Below are 18,095 nucleotides of genomic sequence, written 5' to 3'. Positions count from 1 at the left end.
TTGTACCGCATGGCTGACAAGTCGGCATCGGCAGGTACAATAAAGCCATGAATATCTCATTGCCCGAACTGGAACAAGCCATCAATTACTGGCGTCTGCAACGGCCTGCGGTAGGAGAAGAATGTGCATTGTCCCCCGAGGTCAATGCGCTCGCCGATGTATATGCCCTGATGATCATCAACCACAGCAGCAGCGTGGCGCTGGCCTCCATGGACAGCGTGGCGCAGCAGCTGATCGGCGCCTGGCGCCAGCACATGCTGGATATCAGCGCCGCCGCCAGGTCAGTGGGTTAAGTGGCGGGCCTGCCGTTTGGGCGCAGCTGCCGCGTCCGGTTTGGTCATAGGCGGCAAGTCCGCCGGCCTGGCCGGCTTGCCTGCGTAGTCCGTGCTGAGCACGGCGTTGACCGCACTCTCGCTCATCCCCTGTAATCTCAGCCATTGGCCGACCAGGCCCGCCAGCCTGTCCAGCGCAATCCTGTGGGTGGCGTCGGTCTTGCCGTAGAGCCAGTCGGAAAACGCCATGAAGTTGGCGAACGGCGAATCGCCCAGCAGGATCGGCAGCGTATGGGCGAAGCGGCCTGAATTGGCGACCAGGTCCCAGTAGCGCGAAAACCGCTGCAGGCGCTGCATGGTGGGAAAGTCGATCTTGCTGGTGGCGAGGATGGTGTAGGGCGGATGCGGGTCGAAGACCAGGCCGTAAGGCTCGGTGTGGCGGATGATCGGCGTGCCGCGCAGGCGCTTGAGGATGCCGAACTGGATTTCGTGCGGCTGCAGCGCCACCAGGCGGTCGAAGCCGCTGGCGAAACTGGCGACATCTTCGCCCGGCAGGCCGGCGATCAGGTCGACATGCAGGTGGGCCTGCGATTGCTGCATCAGCCAGCGGATGTTTTCCGCTGCCTTTTCGTTGTTTTGCCTGCGGCTCACCAGCGCCTGCACTTCGGGATTGAAGCTCTGGATGCCGATTTCAAATTGCAAGGCGCCGGGCGGGAATTGCGCAATCGATTCCTTCAATGCATCCGGCAGATGATCCGGCACCAGCTCGAAATGGGCAAACACCGGATCGTCCGGATTGGCCGCCAGCTTGTCGAGGAAGAACTGCAAGATCTTCAGGCTGGTCTTGACGTTCAGGTTGAAGGTGCGGTCGACGAACTTGAACAGCCGTGCGCCGCGCGCATGCAGCGACTCCATCTCGGCCAGGAATGCATCGAGCGCAAACGGCCAGGCTGTCTTGTCCAGCGCCGACAGGCAGAATTCGCATTTGAACGGACAGCCGCGCGAAGCTTCCACGTACAAGGTGCGATGGGCGATGTCATGGTCGCTGTACAAGCTGTACGGCAGCACGATATCGGCCATCGGCGGCTGTACTCCGGCATGGACTTTCATCAGCGGTTTCGGACCGTGCAGGATCTGCCGGCACAGTTGCGGCAAGGTGACGTCGCCCCAGCCTGTCACCAGGTAATCGGCGAGCTGGACGATCTGCTGTTCGGCCGATTCGTAGGACACTTCCGGTCCGCCCAGGACAATCACCATGTCCGGCGCGACTCGCTTCAGCATCGCCACCACCTTGGTGGTTTCCTCGATATTCCAGATATACACGCCGAAGCCGACGATGGTGACGCCTGTCTCGGCCTTGTGCGCCAGCAGCTTCTCGACGATGTCGGCGGTCTTGGCGCCGATGACGAATTCGTGCAGCTGCGTGGCTTCGCGCAGATCACCCATGTTGGCCTGCAGATAGCGCAGCCCGAGCGAGGCGTGGGAATAACGCGCATTGAGCGTGGACAGCAGGATGGTCATAGGTGGCTAGCGAAAAGATTGGCGGCAGAAACTGCGGGATGCTGCATTTTACGCCTGCCGACCTGGATGTCCCCCTAAGCTTTTAGGGGAATTGCCAAATTGACACAATCAATCTTGTTCACGAATATTGAAATAAATCGTTGCGGACGGAGAAACACTATTTTGCAACTAATTTCCAGTTGCAATTTTCAGGAAGGGGCAGGATAATCAAATGACTAAAGCCGATAAATTGCGCAGCCGGGCTGCATCCGTTCCAGCAGACTTTACATGGCATGAGCTGGTCAGCCTGCTCAGCGCATACGGGTTTATCGAGTTTTCAGACAAGGGCGGTTCTTATCGCTGTTTTAGAACCGCTGCGGGCCTTAAGATTTTTGTGCATAAGCCCCATCCAGGCAATATCGTGAAAAGATATTTATTGTTAAAGGTCAACGGCAAGCTGAAAGAGTACGGTTTGACGAACGCCAGCGAGGAATGCAATGAGCGACAAAATACTCAGCTATAAAAATTATTCGGGCTCGATCGAGGTCAGCATCGAGGATGGCTGCCTGCATGGCGAGATATTGTTTATCAATGATCTTGTCAGCTACGAAGCGGAAAATGTCAGGGAGCTGCAAGCTGCATTTGCAGAAGCGGTGGATTCTTATCTGGACAAATGCCGGCGCGAGGGCCTGGAACCGGACAAGCCCTGCAGCGGCACGTTTAACGTCCGCCTCACGCCTGAACTGCATCGTAACGCCAGTGTGGCGGCGGCAGGGAAGGGGCAGTCCCTGAACGACTTCGTGAAAGACTGCGTCAGCGATGGCGTATCGGCGGCGATCAACAAGGATCCCGGTTCTACGCCGGACCGCAGTCGCCTGCGCCCGGTGCCTGCCAAGGCCCGGCGCAACGCCGGATAAGGCAAATTCTTAACGCCGGTTCAGAGCTTTGGTTACCAGCAGCACGGGGATCAAGCCTACGGCTACAATCGTCAATGCCGGCAGCGCCGCTTCGCCGAGCCGCTCGTCGCGCGCCAGGTTGTGCGCGATTACCGCCAGCGTATCTGTATTGAATGGCCGTAGCAGCAGGGTGGCAGGCAACTCCTTGACCACATCCACGAACACCATCAGGAACGCAGTCGCCATCGAGCGCCACAGCAGCGGAGCGTGCAGGACGCGGGCGATGCGCCAGCCGCTGCTGCCAAGAGTGCGGGCCGCTTCGTCAAGGGTGGCTGGGATGCGCGCATAGCCGGCCTCTATCGATTGCACGGCAACCGCGCTGAAGCGCACCAGGTAGGCATACAGGATGCCGAACGAAGTCGCCGTCACCAGGATCCCGGCCTGGTTTTGCGGCGCCAGCGCTTGCAGCCAGGCCAGCGGCAGCAAGATGCCTACTGCGATCACCGAGCCGGGCACGGCATACCCCATCGCTGCCATGCGAGTGAGCAGGCGCAACAGCCATAGCTTGAACGGGGGCAGGCCGCGGCTGCGCTGCACATAGCTGAGCGCGAGCGCCACTGCTACCGCCAGCACCGCTGCGATGGCGCCGAAGCGGAAACTGTTCCAGGCCCAGCCGGCGTAACGCAGCAGGTCGACGCCGCTGCTCAGGTAGGGATCGCTTTCCTGGTGCAGGAATTCGCGCCACATCAAACGCAGCAAGATCAGCACCGGCAACACGAACCCGAGCGCAATCGGCAAACCGCATACCAGCCACGCCAGCAAACCTCGCCAGCCAGACAAGGGAGCAAGCCGGGTTTCGGGTGCACCGCCGCGTTGCCCTCGTACGCTGGAAAAGCGCATGCGCTGCTGGCCCTTGCGCTCGACCCACAGCAACAGCGCGACGATAGCCAGCAATACCGAGGCCAGTTGCGCCGCCACCATCTGACTGTCCATGACCAGCCATGCTTTATAGATGCCAGTGGTAAAAGTGCTCAAGCCAAAATAGGCGCCGACGCCATAGTCGGCCAGGGTTTCCATCAGCGCCAGCGCGGCGCCGGCCATCAGCGCCGGCCGCGCCAGCGGCAGCGCCACGCGCCGGATGCGCGCAGCCAGGGGCGTGCCCAGCAAGCGCGCGGCTTCCATGAGATGGACTCCGCGTTCGTTCAAGGCGCTGCGCGCCAGCAGGTAGGTATAGGGATAGAGCGTAAAGATGAACAGGAAGATCGCGCCCGGCAGGCTGCGTATTTCCGGCAGGCGCAGGTCGGGGATAAGCTGGCGCAAGCTGCTCTGCAGCACGCCACTGTACTGGAGGAAGTCAGTGTAGGCGTAGGCCGACACATAGGCAGGCATCGCCATCGGCAGCAGCAGCGCCCACTGGAAAAAACGGCGGCCGCGGAATTCGAACAGGCTGACCGCGACTGCCGTGGCGGCGCCGACCACGACTACGCCGGCAGTTACCGCCAGCGCCAGCCAGGCCGAGGTGGCCAGGTAAGCCGGCAATACTGTCTGCATCTGTTGCGACAGCAGGGCGATCGCCTGCGCATCCAGCCGAAGCCAGGCGCCGCCGATGCCGAGCAGGGGGAGTGCGATCAACAGTGCGATGAGAGCGATCAGTGGCATGTATATGGAAGCAGGAAATTACGGGATGCAAACGGGAGTACGGTAAACTACGGCTTTCCGCTGCTGGCTTTGCACTGCAAGCGCGGCTTCATCCCGAGCAACCGAATTGCAACCAGCCTCACTTATCCGTTTCCCATGTTTCTCACCCTCGATCAAGTCAGTGTCAGTTATCCAGGCGCGCCGGCGCCGGCGCCGGCGGTGCAAGCCGTGTCGCTGCAGCTCGCCGCCGGCCAGCTCGGCGTGCTGATCGGCCCTTCTGGCAGCGGCAAGACCAGCTTGCTGCGCGCGATCGCCGGCCTGGAGCAGGCGCAGGGCGGGAGAATTTCTCTGGGGCAGGTGCTGCTGGATGGGCCCGAGACCAGGATTGCCGCCGAGCGGCGCCGTATCGGCATGGTGTTCCAGGATTTTGCCTTGTTCCCGCATCTGGACATTGCCGCGAATATCGGCTTTGGCTTGCATGACGCGTCGCGCCAGCAGCGCTTGCGGCGGGTCGATGAGATGCTGGCCCTGGTGGGACTGGAAGGTTCGCAGGAAAAATATCCGCATCAACTGTCGGGCGGCCAGCAGCAGCGGGTGGCGCTGGCGCGCGCCTTGGCGCCGGAGCCGCGCCTGCTGTTGCTGGACGAGCCGTTTTCCAGCCTCGACATCGAATTGCGCGAGCGCCTGGCGCAAGACGTGCGCCAGATCCTGAAGCAGGCCGGCATCACGGCGCTGATGGTGACGCACGACCAGCTGGAAGCATTCGCGATAGGTGACGTGGTAGGCGTGATGCAGCATGGCCACCTGGAGCAATGGGCGGCGCCCTATGATCTGTACCATCGCCCGGCGACGCGCTTTGTCGCCGATTTCATCGGCCACGGCGTATTGCTGCCAGGCCGCCTGGTCCAGCACGATGGACGGCCGGCGGTAGCGACCGCCTTGGGCGATTTGCAGGACGTCAGCGCCGCAGCCCTGCAGCATATCCAGGCGCACGGGCCTGCTCCGTTCGACGTGTTGCTGCGCGCGGACGATATCGTGCATGACGACGCTTCGCCGTTCAAGGCGCGCATAAAGCGCAAGTCTTTCCGCGGCGCTGAATTCCTGTACACGCTGCAGCTGGCGAGCGGCCAGGAGCTGCTGGCATTGGTGCCGTCGCATCACGACCATGCCGTCGACGAATGGATTGGCATCAAACTGGATGTGAGCCACGTGGTGACCTTCCCTTTATCAACTGCATGACTTTTCGGATAAATAATCATCATGGCGCAATATATTGTGGTCGGCCTGGAGTTTGGCGTGGTGCTGATGGTAGGTCTGGCGATTTACATGATCAGGAAAAAATAGATCGTGCACCGGCATGAAAAAGGGCTGGCGCATCGCGCGCCAGCCCTTGCTCCAATCCTGGCCTCCTATTATTTGTAGTTGGCGCGGTCCAGCAATTGCTGGACTTTCTGCTGGTTGCGGCCCACTGCGGAAACGTCGATCACTTCCGCCTTGTACGGACCGAGCGCATCCAGCGCCGGATTGCCGCTCTTCACGCCTTTGACTGCCGGCGATTCGTTATTGCCTTCGGCGAAATAGCGCTGCGCGTCGTCGCTGGACAAATACTCCAGGAACTTGACCGCAGCCTCGCGATGCGGCGCGTTCTTGGCGATGCCGGCGCCGGCGATGTTGACATGGGCGCCGGTGGTTTTCTGGTTAGGCCAGATCACCGCCACTTTTTTCATGACTTCGATATCTTCCGGCTTGCTCGATTTCATCAGCCGCGCCACGTAGTAGGAATTCGAAATCGCCACGCCGCATTCGCCGGAGGCGACCGCCTTGATCTGGTCGGTGTCGCCACCCACCGGCGAGCGTGCCTGGTTGGCGACATAACCCTTGAGCAGCGCTTCCGTCCTGGCTTCGCCATGGTGTTCCAGCAAGGAGCCGAACAGCGACACATTGTAGGGATGCGAACCGGAGCGGGTGCACAGCTTGCCCTTGTTCTTCGGATCGGCCAGCGCTTCGTAGGTCTCGACGTCTTGCGGCTGGACGTTTTGCCTGTTGTAGACGATCACGCGGGCGCGAGTCGAAAAACCGAACCACTGCGATCCTTTGCCATTGTCCTTGCCGCGCAGGTTGGCCGGGATGCGTTCGTCGAGGATGGCCGATTTCACCGGCTGGAACAAGCCGTCTTGTTCCGCCCGCCACAGGCGCGCCGCATCCACCAGCAAGATCACGTCGGCCGGACTGGCCGCGCCTTCGCTCTTCAGGCGCGCAACGGTGCCGGCGTCGTCGCCGTCGACGCGGTTGATCTTGATGCCGGTAGCCTTGGTGAAATTGCCATACAGCGCTTCGTCGGTTTGATAGTGGCGCGCCGAATACAGGTTCAGCACCTGCTCTTGAGCGATAACGGTAGCCGAACTGGCGGCCAGCACGGCGCTGGCGATGAGAGAGCGCAACAACATGGAGACTCCTGTTTTGGTGATCGAATGATAATTCATTGCTCGTAACAAATAGTTACATTTAAGGCTAGGCTAATATATCACAAATGAGAATCGTTACTGTTTATGATGGTTTGATGACATATCGGCTGTGGCCGCTGCCGTCCGCCGCTATCGGTTAATATGATTGCTCTTCCCTACACAAGACGGGCGCCAAATGAGCAATGCAACCACTTCCAAAGCACGAATCCGTACTAAAACCAAAGCCGAGTCCGTCACCCCGCGTGTGGCGCTGGTATTGCAGGGCGGGGGTGCGCTGGGGGCATATCAGGCCGGGGTTTATCATGCGATGCATGAAAACGGCCTGACGCCGGACTGGGTGGTGGGAACTTCGATCGGCGCCATCAATGCCGCGATCATCGCCGGCAATGAGCGCGATATGCGCTTGTCGCGGCTGAAGGAATTCTGGGAGCAGGTCGGCCATGGCGACCTGATGGACCTGGGCAAGGTCACCGACAGCGCGCGCCAGTTCAACACCTGGTGGACCACCACCGACGTCACTGCGCGCGGCGTGCCGGGATTTTTCTCGCCGCGTTCGCCGAATCCTTTCGTGCTGGGCTGGCCGGTGCCGGCCGAGAAAGCCAGCTTTTACGACACCACCCCGCTGGCGGAAACGCTGTCGCGCCTGGTCGATTTCAAGCACCTGAACAATCCGGGCGGCATGCGCCTGACCGTCAGCGCGATGAAGGTCGCTTGCGGCAGCCTGGTCAACTTCGATTCGCAGGAAAGGACCATCGGCGTCGAGCACATCATGGCCAGCGGCGCCCTGCCGCCCGGCTTTGCGCCGGTGCGGATAGACGGCGACCTGTACTGGGACGGCGGCCTGTATTCGAATACGCCGCTGGAAGTGGTGCTGGACGACGAATCCAAGACTGACATCGATGGCAACACCTTGTGCGTCATGGTGGATCTGTGGAGCGCCAACGGTCCCGAGCCGGTGACCCTGGACCAGATCACGAACCGCCAGAAAGACGTGACCTTTGCCTCCCGTTCGGAGCGCCACATCGAAAACTACTTGCGCATGTATCAACTGCGGCGCGCCGCGCAAGCGCTGTACGACAAGCTGCCGCCTGAGCTGCGCAGCAAATCGGACCTCAAGGAATTCAAGGGCCTGCATGACAACAGCACGATCCATATCGTGCGCCTGCGCTATAGCGGCCATGACTGGAACATGCCGTCCAAGGACATCAATTTTTCGCGCGGCTCGATCGAATGGCGCTGGGAACAAGGCTACTCCGACGCCATGCAGGCCGCCGAGCGTGTCAAAGCCAATGGCGACACGTTCGGCGATTCCGACGCCGGCCTGGTGGTGCACGAACTGGTCATGCCGCCGGTGAGCTGATGGCGGCTGCTTCCGCGCTGCGCAGGCTGACGCTGGCGCTGCTGCTGGCCGGGATGGCTTTGCAGGCCGCCGCCGTCCCTGGACTGGACAGCCAGCAATGCGCGCTGCTCAAGCAGCACGTACTGCAGCCTGGGGCGCCGGTTGACTGCCCGCAGCTGCAAGTGGTCCGTTTCTCGTATCTCGACTTTGACCAGGTGCGCCACGACGACGGCGAGATCATGGTCATGGCGGCGGTCGCGCCACAGGTAAAAGCGCTGTTCGACGAGCTGTTCAAGCGCCGTTTCCCGCTTGCGCGGGCCCGCCTGATGGAGCATTATCAAGGCAATGACGACGCCTCGATGGCGGACAACAACACTTCTGCCTTCAATGACAGGCCGATTACCGGCGGCGGAGCGGTGTCCTTGCATGCCTACGGTTTGGCGATCGATATCAATCCTTTGCAAAACCCGTATGTGCGGCGCGATGCGCAAGGCCGGCTGGCCTACAGTCCGCCGGCCGGGCAAGCTTTCGGCGAACGCATCGCCGGCCGGGCGGGGAGCAGCGAGCAAGTTGTGGAACTATTTGCGCAGCATGGTTTTCTGACCTGGGGTGGGGATTGGAAAAAGCCCATCGATTACCAGCATTTCCAGGTCAGCCGCAAGCTGGCGGAACGGCTGGCGAAACTGCCGGCGCCGCAGGCGCGCCAGCTGTTTGAAAGCACGGTGGTTGCCTACCGTGCTTGCCGTGCCGGCCATGGCGGCAAACCGAAAGACAGGAAGGTTTGCGCTGCCGCGGCGGGCTAGCAGCCGATCATCCTAAGTCCGACAGGCTGCTAGGGACTGTTAAATTTGGCAGGAGGCAGATTCACATTTTGCTCATAGAATGTGCAATATTGCCATATTGATAGCAAGAGTTGATTTGTCCACACAGGAGAAGGCCATGTTTTCGTTTCATGAACAGTTTGCCGCAGCAACCAAAGCGCATTTCGAAGCCCAGTTGGCATTGCTCAATACCCTGACTACAAAAACCTTTGAGGGCGTTGAAAAAGTCATCGAACTCAACATCAACGCGGCCAAGGCTTCGCTGGAAGAATCCGGCGGCGCCGCCAAGCAGCTGCTGAGCGCCAAGGATCCGCAGGAATTCCTCAACATCTCTGCGGCCCAGGCCAAGCCTGGCGCCGAAAAGGCTGCAGCCTACGGCCGTCACCTTGCCAGCATTGCTTCCGGCACCCAGGCCGAATACACGCGTGCCGCAGAAGCGCAATTGGCGGAAACCAGCCGCCGCATCAATGCCTTGATTGAAGAAGTCAGCAAGAACGCGCCGGCCGGTTCCGAAAATGCGATCGCGATCCTGAAATCAGTGATCAGCAACGCCAATGCCGGTTATGAGCAGCTGACCAAGAATGCCAAGCAGGCGGTGGAAACGCTGGAAGCCAACCTGAACAACGCCGGCGCGCAGCTGACCAAGGCGGCGACGCCGCGCAGCAAGAAGTAAGTCCTCGCTTGCCGATCCAGGAAAAAGGCCGCTGATGCGGCCTTTTTTCATATTGGCAGGTCGCGGTCCCAGGCCGGCACTTCGCCGAACTGCTGCGCCAGGAAATCAACAAAGGTGCGCACTTTGGCCGAGAGGTGCTGGCGGCTCGGATACACCGCGTGGACCGCCAGGGCGTCGCCGTGGTAATCGGTGAGGATCGGCTGCAGGCGGCCGTCGCGGATGGCGTCGCCGATGATGAACGTCGGCTCGCGGATGATGCCCATGCCGGCTACCGCCGCCGCCATCAGCAGATCGCCGTTGTTGCAATGCAGGCCGCCGCCGACGCGCACCGTATGGACCTTGCCGTCGCGCTGCAGGCGCCATTCATTGCCTGGCTGCATATAGGCGTATGTCAGGCAGGCATGCCGGGCCAGGTCGTCAGGATGCTGCGGCACGCCGTGCTGCGCCAGATAAGCCGGGGCAGCGCAGGTCAGCACATGCGCCTTGGCCAGCTTGCGCATCACCAGGCTGGAGTTTTGCAGGCGGCCGATGCGGATCGCCAGGTCGAAACCTTCTTCGACCAGGTCGACAATGCGGTCGGACAAGGTCACATCCAGCTCCACATTCGGATACCGCTGCGCATACAGCGGCAGCAGCCGGCCCAGGTGGTTGACGGAGAACGACACCGGCGCGTTGACGCGCAACACGCCGCTCGGGTTGGCGGCATGCATGCCGGCCGCCAGCGTGGCTTGCTCAAGATCGGCCAGCACCTGCTTGCAGCGCTCCAGGTAAGCGCTGCCGGTATCGGTCAGACTGAGGCGGCGCGTGCTGCGGTTCAGCAGGCGCGCGCCCAGGTATTGCTCGAGGTCGGCGATGTGCCGCGTCACCGAGGGATTGGACAGGTTCAGGATCCGCGCCGCGCCCGACAAGCTGCCGGTTTCAGTCACTTTGACAAATACTTTCATCGCCTCGAACAGATTCATCGCAGTGCCTTATTATTTTGGAATTCGGAAATGTTATTTCAATAAAACATGATTTTTCTTTTGATTGCAAGAATATATAGTCGAATACGATCCATCAATTCCCTTGGCTTTTAACCATTTCTTGTGAAAGTAATACCATGAACAATCCAAGCGCCTATGCCGCCACCCTGCTCAGGCTGACCCTGGGCATCGCGCTGCTGGCCCATGCTTACCTGAAAGTGTTTGTCTTCACTTTGCCGGGCGCCGCCGCTTTCTTCGCCAGCCAGGGTTTCCCGGCATGGTCGGTATATCCTGTGGTGGCGGTCGAAGTGCTGACCGGGATCGCCATGGCGCTCGGCCTACAGGCGCGGATTGCCGCGGTGATTTCGCTGCCGGTGCTGTTGGGCGCATTATCGGTACACGCCGGCAACGGCTGGGTGTTCACCAGCCCTAACGGCGGCTGGGAATATCCGGCTTTCATGGTGGCGGCCGCCATTTCGGTAGCCTTGCTGGGCAACGGCGCATTTGCGCTGGGCGGCAGCCAGGCGGGTAAATAAATTTTTTTGGAAGAGATCAAGATGAGCACCATTGCCACCCGCATGCCGGCGATTTTCTTCGGCCACGGCAGCCCGATGAATGCACTTGAAGACAACCGCTACACCGCTGCATGGGCCGAGCTTGGCGCCCGCGCCGCCAAGCTGCGGCCGAAGGCGATCCTGTCGGTGTCGGCGCACTGGTACACGCGCGGCACCGGCGTCACGGCAATGGCGCAGCCGAAGACCATCCACGATTTCGGCGGTTTTCCGCAAGCGCTGTTTGACGTGCGTTATCCGGCGCCGGGCGATCCGCAGCTGGCGGCGCAGGTGCGCGACCTGCTGGCGCCGGTGGCGGTTGCCATGGACCACTCATGGGGGCTCGACCACGGCACCTGGTCGGTGCTGGCCAAGGCTTTTCCCAAGGCCGACGTGCCGGTGATACAGCTGAGCATCGACGCTACCCAGCCGGCGCAGTTCCACTTCGACCTGGGCCGCAAGCTTGCCGTCTTGCGCGAACAAGGCGTGCTGATTATCGGCAGCGGCGACGTGGTGCACAACCTGCGCCTGATGAACCGCAGCCAGGCTGCGCCGGTGCATGGCTGGGCCCAGCGCTTCAACGACCATATCCGGGAAAGCCTGGTGAACGGCGACATGCAGGCGCTGATCGACTATGCCGACCAGGGCCAGGATGCGCAACTGTCAGTGCCGACGCCGGAGCACTACCTGCCATTGCTGTACATCGCCGGCGCCAGGCAGGACGACGAGAAGATGACGATTGCCGTGGATGGCATCGACATCGGCTCCATCAGCATGCTGACCGCCGTGGCCGGCGCTGCCTGAGCCGGATCCCTGGCAGGATTATTCCTTGCCCTTCACCGGCTTGGGATAATCCTTCATCACGTCGATCGGCTGGGCGTAGGCCGAATCCCATGTCTGTTGATGCAGGTCGGCGATGCGTTTTGCCATCTTTTCATTGCGTAGCACGATTTCCAGGTTGCGCGACAGGTCCAGGTAACCGCCGCTCCAGTTGCTGGTGCCGATCCACGCTACCTGGCCGTCTATCGCCATGGTTTTGCTATGGATCACCCGGGCGAATGGAATGAAGCCGCTGCTGGCTGGCGGCAGCGTGACAATCCTGATTTCCATGCCGGGCAGCAGCGCCAGGCTTTTCAGGTAGGCGATCGCCGGCTTTTCGGTATTCCAGTTCGACACCATCAGCTTCACCTTGACGCCGCGCGCCAGCGCAGCGCGGATCGCATTGTCGATGACCGCGTAATAAGGCCGGGTGTGATTCGGCCCGTAGCTCAGCGGCGCATAGTCGAGCAACTGTATCCTGACTTCGGATTTGGCCGCCGCCAGCAGCTTCGGCAATTCTGTTTCGGAGTCGCCGACACCGGGTGGATTGAAAGCGTTCGGACTGGCGACCAGGAACGTCGCTTGCTGGTCGTTGGCGCTCGCCACGGCCTGGTTCAGCCTGGGCACTTCTTTTCCTTGCGCGATCAGCTCCTGCGCATGCCAGTCGTGCTCGAAGATTTTCTGCAGCTGGCCGACCACTACGGCATCGGTAATGCGCAAGCCGGTTTCATGGATGTGCGCGAACGAGCGCCAGTCGAAATTCTGGCTGCCGACATAGGCGCTGCTGCCATCGACCACCATGTATTTGGCGTGGATGATGCCGTTGCCGGTCAGCCTGGAATAATCGAGATAGCGGAATTCCAGGTTGGGAATCTGCTTGAGCCGTTCGATGGTCGGCATGTCGGAGGCGAACTTGCCTTTTTCCTCCATCAGGAAACGGATCTTGACGCCGCGCGCACCGGCCGCGGCGAGCCGCGCGATCACCTGCTCGAACGCGGCGCCAGGCTGGCTGGCGACATAGAATTGACCGAGCACGATCTGTTGTTTGGCGCCATCGAACATCTCGCTCCACACCTGCAGCGGCTCCCGCAAATCCGGCGTGGCCAGCGTGGTTTCAACCGGCGCGGTATGCACCAGTTCGTAGCCGGGGATGCCGAATTCGGCATGGGCGCTGCCGGTGCAGCCGAGCAGCATGGCAATCGTTGCGGTCAATTTACGCATGGGCGGTTCCGAAAAATTTTCTGATGAATCAATGCACACGCACAATGCGGCCGTCCGCTTGCGCACTACCGGCCGGATGGCCGTCGTGTTCGCTGGCGATCAGGTAGTGGCTCAGCGCATCGAGGTCGTTGATGCCGGTATCGACCCGGTCGGCGCCTTGCGTCAGCAGGCTGAAGCCGTCGCCGCCCTGGGAAATGAAACTGTTGACGCTAAGCCGGTACTGTCCCTGCGGCTGCAAGGCGACGCCGTTCAGTTTGACGCTGCCGGGCACAACCCGCTGTCCGAGCGGCCGCCCGGCGTCCCAGCGATAGCTCAGGCCGCGCGAGACTTGCAGCATGATGCGCCCGCCCGGGCGATCCTGCTCCAGCCAGCTCTGCTGCTCCAGCAAGGCCAGCAGCTGGCTGCCGGTAAGCGATAGCAGAATCAGCGTATTGCCGTAGGGCGTGGTCGCGGCGACCTGGGCGTAGTTGCTGCCGCCGGCGCCGCTGTCCAGGCTTTCGCGGATGCTCTTGTGGTTGGTCATGGCGATCTGTGCGCCGAATTTGCGCGTCGCCGCCAGCTGCGAGTCCGCGACCACGTCGCCCAGGGGCGATTCGCCGGCGTCGTTGATCTTGTTGTCGATGCGCGCTACCGCAATCCGTGCAATCGGCTGCGCCAGCACAAGGTCGCTGCGCGCTTTCAGCGTTTGCAGGAAAACCGATAGTGCCGGATCGGGCGCAAAGCGCTGCTGGTCCATCAGCACGTTCCGGGCTTCAATGGCAGTGACTTTGCCTTGCAGGTCGGCGATGCGCGGATCGATGGTGAGCTTGATCCGCGTCAGCATGTGGCCGAAGGATTCTCCTTGCGTCACCGTGCGGCCGTCGACCTGGCAGGTATAGCCGTTGTGGCTATGGGCGCTGATGACCAGCCGGATCGCCGGGTCAAGGTGCTTGACGATATCGACGATAGGCCCGCGCAAATGGCTGCATGCCGACATGTCGAACGGTTCCGGCGTTTCGCCGCCTTGATGGATCAGGACCACGATGGCGCTCACGCCTTGCGCCTTGATCTCAGGGACCCAGCGGTTGATGGCGTCAGCCTCGTCGATGAACGCAACGTTGGTTATGCCGTCGGCAGACACCATTTTTTCCGTGCCGCGTACTACGGCGCCGATGAATGCGATCTTGACGCCGCGCACCTGTTCAATCCGGTAGGGCGCCAGCAGCGGGCGATTAGTGGCCTTGTCGATGACATTGGCCGCCAGATAGGAAAATCCGGCGCCTGGAAAATGGTCGTCGAACTGGCATGCCTTGTCTGGCCGGTTCGACTTGCAGCCGCCATGCTGGTAGCGCAGCAGTTCGGCGCTGCCCTGGTCGAATTCATGGTTGCCCACCGAGCTGACGCGCAAGCCGAGCTGGTTGAGCGCGCTGATGGTCGGTTCGTCAGCCCAGATCGAGGACAGGGCTGGGCTGGCGCCGATCAGGTCGCCGGCGCCGACCAGCAGCAGCTGCGGGTCCTCGGCGCGCCATGCGCTGAGCGCGCCGCCGATGGTGTCCAGGCCGCCGACCTTGAACTTGTGCGGCGCCGCTTCGGCCGTGCTGGCGTAGCTCCTGGTTTCTGCTTCCAGGTGGCCGTGCAGGTCATTGATGGCGACCAGGTTGATTTCCAGCGGTGCATTTTGCGCCGCTGGCTGCAGGCCGCTGCATGCCGCCAGGAAAACGGCTGCCGTGCAGCACGACAGGATGGTTTGGACTACCGGTTTTGCACCCATATGTTTCAAGCAGTCCTCGATTCCATCCAGGTCAGGCGAGATGCAATTTGCCGGCTTCAGCCAGTGCCGCCGCTTTGCTCTCGTGGCCGGCAACGCGGCCGACGCAGGCGCGCAGCATCAATACTTTCAAATGATCGTTGATGCGCTCGATCCGTTCCTGGAACATATTAAAGAAAAACATGCCGACTACCGCAATGCCGATACCCAGCGCCGTCGCGTACAAGGCGGTGCCTATGCCTTGCGACACCTGGCCTGGATCGGATACGCCGGATACCGCCAGCGCCTTGAAAGTATCGATGATACCCAAAATCGTGCCGAGCAGTCCAAGCAGGGGAGCGGCGGTGACGATGGTGTCGAGGATCCACAGCCGGTGCTGCACTTCGCCGCGGTTGGCGATGTAGACCGACTCGCTGAAATCTTCCAGGTCTTTTTCGCTGGTCAGCTGGTGTTTTTCAGCCAGGATGTCGGACACCAGCGTCAGCGGCAGGCTGGCGCGCGACGTCAATGCGCTTGGCAGTTCTTCTACATGCTGCACGGCGTGGGTCATGGCTTTTTCCAGGCCGATCGCCTGGCGCAGCGTGTAGTTGAAAAACAGCCCGCGTTCGACAATCACGAATATCGCCAAGGCAGCACAGGCGTACATCAGGTAGAAAGCGAGCTCGTGGAATAATTGCATGTTCATGTTGACCTCTCTGCGCACGAATGCACTTTTGTTGCAGCGGCGGCCCTGGTTCAAAGGCCGCCGCCATGGTTTGCTACAAATCGATTAAAAATCCGCAACCAGCGTCACGCTGAAAGTGCGTGGGGCGCTGACGTAGAACGACGGCGCCGACGCCGGAGCATTCGGACCGATCGCAACGGCATTGGTGGTGAACTGGCTGCCGCTGCCGGAACTCAGGTTCAGGTACTGCTTGTCAAAGATATTGCTGAGGTTGAAACGCACGGTCGGTTTTTTCAGCCATGTCGACGATGGAAAGGTATAGCCGGCGCCGGCGTTGAATACCGTATAGCCGCCCAGGCTGTCGTCGTTGACCAGCGTGGTGTAGCGTTTGCCGGTGTACTTCGCCTGTCCGAACAGGTACCAGCTGTCCTGCGCGTATTGCAGGCTCATGCCGCTCAGCCAGTTCGGGGTGTCGGGGAATTCCTTGCCGCCGGTGGGCAGCGCGAAATTGACGGCAAACGGCATGTCGCTCTTCATCTTGCTCTTGATGTAGGACAGCGATCCGTACATGCTCAGGTTCTTGGTGAGCGAATAACCCGATTCCAGTTCGAAACCCTTGGAGGTGGAATCGCCGACGTTGAAGTCAGTGCGGTTGCCGGTATCAGGGTTGTAGGACGTGGCTATGCGGTTTTTATAATCGACATAAAACACCGAGCTGGAGAATGTCCATTTGTCGCTTGCGTAACGGTAGCCGAGGTCATAGTTCCATGAGGTTTCCTTGTCTACCAGCGGGTTGCGCACAGTGCCGCCGGTATAGACGCCGTTGACGATCTTGCCGCCCGAGATCAGGCCGAAATAGGAGAAGTTGCCTGGCGCCTTGAAGTTCTTGGCCGCATTGAAGAATACCGATTGCACCTGGTCGAGCTGGTATCGGATGCCGACGCTGGGCAGCAGGTCGGAATACGATTTTTGCAAGGTGTAGAAGCCGGGCGCGCTCTGGCTGGGGTTGTTGGTGAAATCGCGGTCAATGCTTGAGTAGCGGGCGCCGAGCTGCAGGTTCAGCTTGTCTTGCAGCAGGCTGATATTGTCTTGCAAAAATGCCGATTTTCCGGTGCTGACGGTGAGCGTGTCACGGTATTGCACGAAAGAGCCGTCCTGGTTGCGCAGCCAGACGGAAGAATTGTTCTGCCAGACGTCGGCCGAGTTGCCGTTGTTGTCGATAGGCGCAAACGGACCGGTTTGCTGGTGCCGTGCACGCTCGTACCAGTAGCCGACCATCAGCTTGTGATTGTCGATCTGCTGGTTGTACTTGACTGTGACGCCTGGACGATAGGTGCGGGTGCGGCTGCCTTCGTAGACGAACACGGTGTCCTTGGTGTCGCCGTCGCCATTGGCGTCGCGCACACCGCCGCCCAGCAGGGTGCCGGAATTGCCTTCGCTGATGGTTTGCAGCTGGTTGGCGCCGGTGCCGAAGCCGTACCACATGTATGGGTTGACATCGATGCTGGATTGCGGCGCCAGCTGGAAGTGGGCGTTCATGGTGCCCAGCCAGTTCTTGAACGGATTCAGGTTGTAGCCGTAGTAAAGGTCCTTGTTGCCGGTATTGATGCCGGCGTTCGGGCCGTAGGTTGAATCGTTTTGCGCGCCGGCGCCGCCTGGCTGGTGTATCGGCGCGACGGTGCCGAAATCCAGGTTGCGTCCGTACTGGGCGATCTGAGCCTTGGTCAGCGAACGGTAGTTGTTGTTCAGGGCCGAGTTGTACATGAAGCCGGTATCGACGAAGCTGCCGCCGCCCAGATCCAGCTTGCTGTTGAAGTCGACGTGTTCCTTGTCGGCGCGCCCGGTGCCTTTGAACTTGTCGGCTTGCGCTTTCGAATAGGAGATGAAGAATTTGAAACGATCGTTGAACAGCTTGCCGGAATCGAAGCGCACATAGCCTTTGCGCAAGTTGTTCGAGCCGAATGTATATTCGGTGCGGAAGCGTTGCTGGTCTTCCGGTGTGCACATGGTCATGCCGATGTTGCCGCCGGATGCGCCGACGTGCGGCGCTTCGGTATCGGTCGAGCCTTGCGTGACGAAGATGTCGCACAGGTTTTCGGCATCGGTATATTCCTGGGGATAGACGGCAAAGCTGCCGGAATCGTTGACCGGCGCGCCGTTGATGGTGAAGCCGAGCTGGTCGCTGTTGAAGCCGCGCACGCGGACGTTGCCGCCGAACAGGCCGGTGCCGTCCTGGTCATAGGAGTTCACGCCTGGCAGCAGATTGATCATCTGGTAAGGATTGCTGGTGGTGCTCTGTTTTTCCATATAGTCGCGATTGACCGAGCTGCGCGCTTTCGCCGATTCTTCCTGCTGGATCAGGCCGGTGCTCTGGCCGCCGTTATCGCCCTGTACCGTGACCTTGCCGACGTCAGACGTTTCGGCAGCGTAGGCCAGCGGACTGGCGGCGATGAACAAGCCGGATATCAGCAGTGACAGCCGGGTGACTTTGAATTGCATGGCATTACTCCCTGTATGTGTTTTTGGT

General features: G+C 60.7%; 17 protein-coding genes. 9 read left to right on the top strand and 8 right to left on the bottom strand.

Annotated elements, in window-relative coordinates; translation table 11 throughout:
* The first annotated feature begins 47 nt into the window (after nucleotides 1-47).
* Nucleotides 48-293: a DUF3717 domain-containing protein gene (locus BM062_RS07405; RefSeq protein ID WP_092395366.1), complete on the top strand. Its 246-nt coding sequence runs from the start codon at nucleotides 48-50 to the stop codon at nucleotides 291-293.
* Here BM062_RS07405 and BM062_RS07400 read toward each other — a convergent pair.
* A complete protein-coding gene (locus tag BM062_RS07400) occupies nucleotides 282-1,793 on the bottom strand; it encodes a B12-binding domain-containing radical SAM protein (RefSeq protein WP_092395363.1) in 1,512 nt (503 codons plus the stop codon). The two genes, BM062_RS07405 and BM062_RS07400, sit on opposite strands and share 12 nt — an antisense overlap.
* 211 nt (nucleotides 1,794-2,004) lie before the next feature.
* On the opposite strand from BM062_RS07400, the gene BM062_RS07395 reads away from it, so the two are divergent.
* Both BM062_RS07395 and BM062_RS07390 read left to right on the top strand, forming a co-directional pair.
* Complete coding sequence (locus BM062_RS07395) at nucleotides 2,005-2,295, top strand: type II toxin-antitoxin system HicA family toxin (protein ID WP_139220010.1); 291 nt, start codon at nucleotides 2,005-2,007, stop codon at nucleotides 2,293-2,295.
* Nucleotides 2,270-2,689, top strand: a complete 420-nt coding sequence (locus BM062_RS07390; RefSeq protein ID WP_092395360.1) for a type II toxin-antitoxin system HicB family antitoxin — start codon at nucleotides 2,270-2,272, stop codon at nucleotides 2,687-2,689. The genes BM062_RS07395 and BM062_RS07390 overlap by 26 nt, the downstream gene beginning before the upstream one ends.
* A 9-nt stretch (nucleotides 2,690-2,698) precedes the next feature.
* On the opposite strand, the gene BM062_RS07385 is transcribed toward BM062_RS07390, so the two are convergent.
* Nucleotides 2,699-4,327 carry an ABC transporter permease gene (locus tag BM062_RS07385; RefSeq protein ID WP_092395357.1) on the bottom strand — a complete coding sequence of 543 codons (1,629 nt, stop codon included), beginning with the start codon at nucleotides 4,325-4,327 and terminating at the stop codon, nucleotides 2,699-2,701.
* 135 nt (nucleotides 4,328-4,462) lie between these two features.
* On the opposite strand from BM062_RS07385, the gene BM062_RS07380 reads away from it, so the two are divergent.
* On the top strand, nucleotides 4,463-5,545 hold the full coding sequence (locus tag BM062_RS07380) for an ABC transporter ATP-binding protein (RefSeq protein WP_092395354.1): 1,083 nt from the start codon (nucleotides 4,463-4,465) through the stop codon (nucleotides 5,543-5,545).
* Between the two features lie 173 nt (nucleotides 5,546-5,718).
* On the opposite strand, the gene BM062_RS07375 is transcribed toward BM062_RS07380, so the two are convergent.
* Nucleotides 5,719-6,753, bottom strand: coding sequence for a Fe(3+) ABC transporter substrate-binding protein (locus BM062_RS07375; protein WP_092395351.1), 1,035 nt, complete (start codon nucleotides 6,751-6,753; stop codon nucleotides 5,719-5,721).
* Between the two features lie 193 nt (nucleotides 6,754-6,946).
* Here BM062_RS07375 and BM062_RS07370 point away from each other — a divergent pair, with 193 nt between their 5' ends.
* The 3 genes from BM062_RS07370 (at nucleotide 6,947) to phaP (ending at nucleotide 9,604) form a co-directional block, all read left to right on the top strand.
* A complete protein-coding gene (locus BM062_RS07370) occupies nucleotides 6,947-8,131 on the top strand; it encodes a patatin-like phospholipase family protein (protein ID WP_254784982.1) in 1,185 nt (394 codons plus the stop codon).
* The gene (locus BM062_RS07365) at nucleotides 8,131-8,913 is read left to right on the top strand and encodes a M15 family metallopeptidase (protein WP_254784980.1); all 783 of its coding nucleotides are present in this window, start codon (nucleotides 8,131-8,133) and stop codon (nucleotides 8,911-8,913) included. The genes BM062_RS07370 and BM062_RS07365 overlap by 1 nt, the downstream gene beginning before the upstream one ends.
* Before the next feature lie 136 nt (nucleotides 8,914-9,049).
* Nucleotides 9,050-9,604 carry a TIGR01841 family phasin gene (gene phaP / locus BM062_RS07360; RefSeq protein WP_092395346.1) on the top strand — a complete coding sequence of 185 codons (555 nt, stop codon included), beginning with the start codon at nucleotides 9,050-9,052 and terminating at the stop codon, nucleotides 9,602-9,604.
* 47 nt (nucleotides 9,605-9,651) lie between these two features.
* On the opposite strand, the gene BM062_RS07355 is transcribed toward phaP, so the two are convergent.
* The gene (locus tag BM062_RS07355; protein WP_092395343.1) at nucleotides 9,652-10,566 is read right to left on the bottom strand and encodes a LysR family transcriptional regulator; all 915 of its coding nucleotides are present in this window, start codon (nucleotides 10,564-10,566) and stop codon (nucleotides 9,652-9,654) included.
* 137 nt (nucleotides 10,567-10,703) lie between these two features.
* Between BM062_RS07355 and BM062_RS07350 the strand changes: the two genes are divergently transcribed.
* Both BM062_RS07350 and ygiD read left to right on the top strand, forming a co-directional pair.
* The gene (locus tag BM062_RS07350) at nucleotides 10,704-11,102 is read left to right on the top strand and encodes a DoxX family protein (RefSeq protein WP_092395340.1); all 399 of its coding nucleotides are present in this window, start codon (nucleotides 10,704-10,706) and stop codon (nucleotides 11,100-11,102) included.
* A gap of 21 nt (nucleotides 11,103-11,123) precedes the next feature.
* Nucleotides 11,124-11,921: a 4,5-DOPA-extradiol-dioxygenase gene (gene ygiD, locus BM062_RS07345; protein ID WP_175500920.1), complete on the top strand. Its 798-nt coding sequence runs from the start codon at nucleotides 11,124-11,126 to the stop codon at nucleotides 11,919-11,921.
* An 18-nt stretch (nucleotides 11,922-11,939) separates the two neighbouring features.
* On the opposite strand, the gene BM062_RS07340 is transcribed toward ygiD, so the two are convergent.
* From BM062_RS07340 to BM062_RS07325, 4 genes are all read right to left on the bottom strand, one after another.
* The gene (locus tag BM062_RS07340) at nucleotides 11,940-13,157 is read right to left on the bottom strand and encodes a phospholipase D-like domain-containing protein (RefSeq protein WP_092395337.1); all 1,218 of its coding nucleotides are present in this window, start codon (nucleotides 13,155-13,157) and stop codon (nucleotides 11,940-11,942) included.
* 28 nt (nucleotides 13,158-13,185) lie between these two features.
* The gene (locus BM062_RS07335) at nucleotides 13,186-14,907 is read right to left on the bottom strand and encodes a bifunctional metallophosphatase/5'-nucleotidase (protein WP_092395334.1); all 1,722 of its coding nucleotides are present in this window, start codon (nucleotides 14,905-14,907) and stop codon (nucleotides 13,186-13,188) included.
* A 31-nt stretch (nucleotides 14,908-14,938) separates the two neighbouring features.
* A complete protein-coding gene (locus BM062_RS07330) occupies nucleotides 14,939-15,589 on the bottom strand; it encodes a MotA/TolQ/ExbB proton channel family protein (RefSeq protein WP_092395671.1) in 651 nt (216 codons plus the stop codon).
* Nucleotides 15,590-15,673: 84 nt separating this feature from the next.
* Nucleotides 15,674-18,067, bottom strand: coding sequence for a TonB-dependent receptor (locus tag BM062_RS07325; protein ID WP_092395331.1), 2,394 nt, complete (start codon nucleotides 18,065-18,067; stop codon nucleotides 15,674-15,676).
* Between the last annotated feature and the right edge of the window lie 28 nt (nucleotides 18,068-18,095).

The sequence above is a fragment of the Collimonas sp. OK412 genome, from assembly GCF_900112135.1.
GTDB classification, from domain to species: domain Bacteria; phylum Pseudomonadota; class Gammaproteobacteria; order Burkholderiales; family Burkholderiaceae_D; genus Collimonas; species Collimonas rhizosphaerae.
Note: the sequence above shows the minus strand (reverse complement) of the source record. Positions and strands in the feature narration are given on the sequence as shown.

What these genes read in the sequence shown, in the direction of transcription:
- BM062_RS07390 (WP_092395360.1), top strand. Translation starts at nt 2,270, where the DNA reads ATGAGCGACAAAATACTCAGCTATAAAAATTATTCGGGCTCGATCGAG.
- BM062_RS07350 (WP_092395340.1), top strand. Translation starts at nt 10,704, where the DNA reads ATGAACAATCCAAGCGCCTATGCCGCCACCCTGCTCAGGCTGACCCTG.
- BM062_RS07340 (WP_092395337.1), bottom strand. Translation starts at nt 13,157, where the DNA reads ATGCGTAAATTGACCGCAACGATTGCCATGCTGCTCGGCTGCACCGGC.
- BM062_RS07370 (WP_254784982.1), top strand. Translation starts at nt 6,947, where the DNA reads ATGAGCAATGCAACCACTTCCAAAGCACGAATCCGTACTAAAACCAAA.
- BM062_RS07395 (WP_139220010.1), top strand. Translation starts at nt 2,005, where the DNA reads ATGACTAAAGCCGATAAATTGCGCAGCCGGGCTGCATCCGTTCCAGCA.
- BM062_RS07335 (WP_092395334.1), bottom strand. Translation starts at nt 14,907, where the DNA reads ATGGGTGCAAAACCGGTAGTCCAAACCATCCTGTCGTGCTGCACGGCA.
- BM062_RS07405 (WP_092395366.1), top strand. Translation starts at nt 48, where the DNA reads ATGAATATCTCATTGCCCGAACTGGAACAAGCCATCAATTACTGGCGT.
- BM062_RS07380 (WP_092395354.1), top strand. Translation starts at nt 4,463, where the DNA reads ATGTTTCTCACCCTCGATCAAGTCAGTGTCAGTTATCCAGGCGCGCCG.
- BM062_RS07325 (WP_092395331.1), bottom strand. Translation starts at nt 18,067, where the DNA reads ATGCAATTCAAAGTCACCCGGCTGTCACTGCTGATATCCGGCTTGTTC.
- BM062_RS07355 (WP_092395343.1), bottom strand. Translation starts at nt 10,566, where the DNA reads ATGAATCTGTTCGAGGCGATGAAAGTATTTGTCAAAGTGACTGAAACC.
- ygiD (WP_175500920.1), top strand. Translation starts at nt 11,124, where the DNA reads ATGAGCACCATTGCCACCCGCATGCCGGCGATTTTCTTCGGCCACGGC.
- phaP (WP_092395346.1), top strand. Translation starts at nt 9,050, where the DNA reads ATGTTTTCGTTTCATGAACAGTTTGCCGCAGCAACCAAAGCGCATTTC.
- BM062_RS07375 (WP_092395351.1), bottom strand. Translation starts at nt 6,753, where the DNA reads ATGTTGTTGCGCTCTCTCATCGCCAGCGCCGTGCTGGCCGCCAGTTCG.
- BM062_RS07400 (WP_092395363.1), bottom strand. Translation starts at nt 1,793, where the DNA reads ATGACCATCCTGCTGTCCACGCTCAATGCGCGTTATTCCCACGCCTCG.
- BM062_RS07330 (WP_092395671.1), bottom strand. Translation starts at nt 15,589, where the DNA reads ATGAACATGCAATTATTCCACGAGCTCGCTTTCTACCTGATGTACGCC.
- BM062_RS07365 (WP_254784980.1), top strand. Translation starts at nt 8,131, where the DNA reads ATGGCGGCTGCTTCCGCGCTGCGCAGGCTGACGCTGGCGCTGCTGCTG.
- BM062_RS07385 (WP_092395357.1), bottom strand. Translation starts at nt 4,327, where the DNA reads ATGCCACTGATCGCTCTCATCGCACTGTTGATCGCACTCCCCCTGCTC.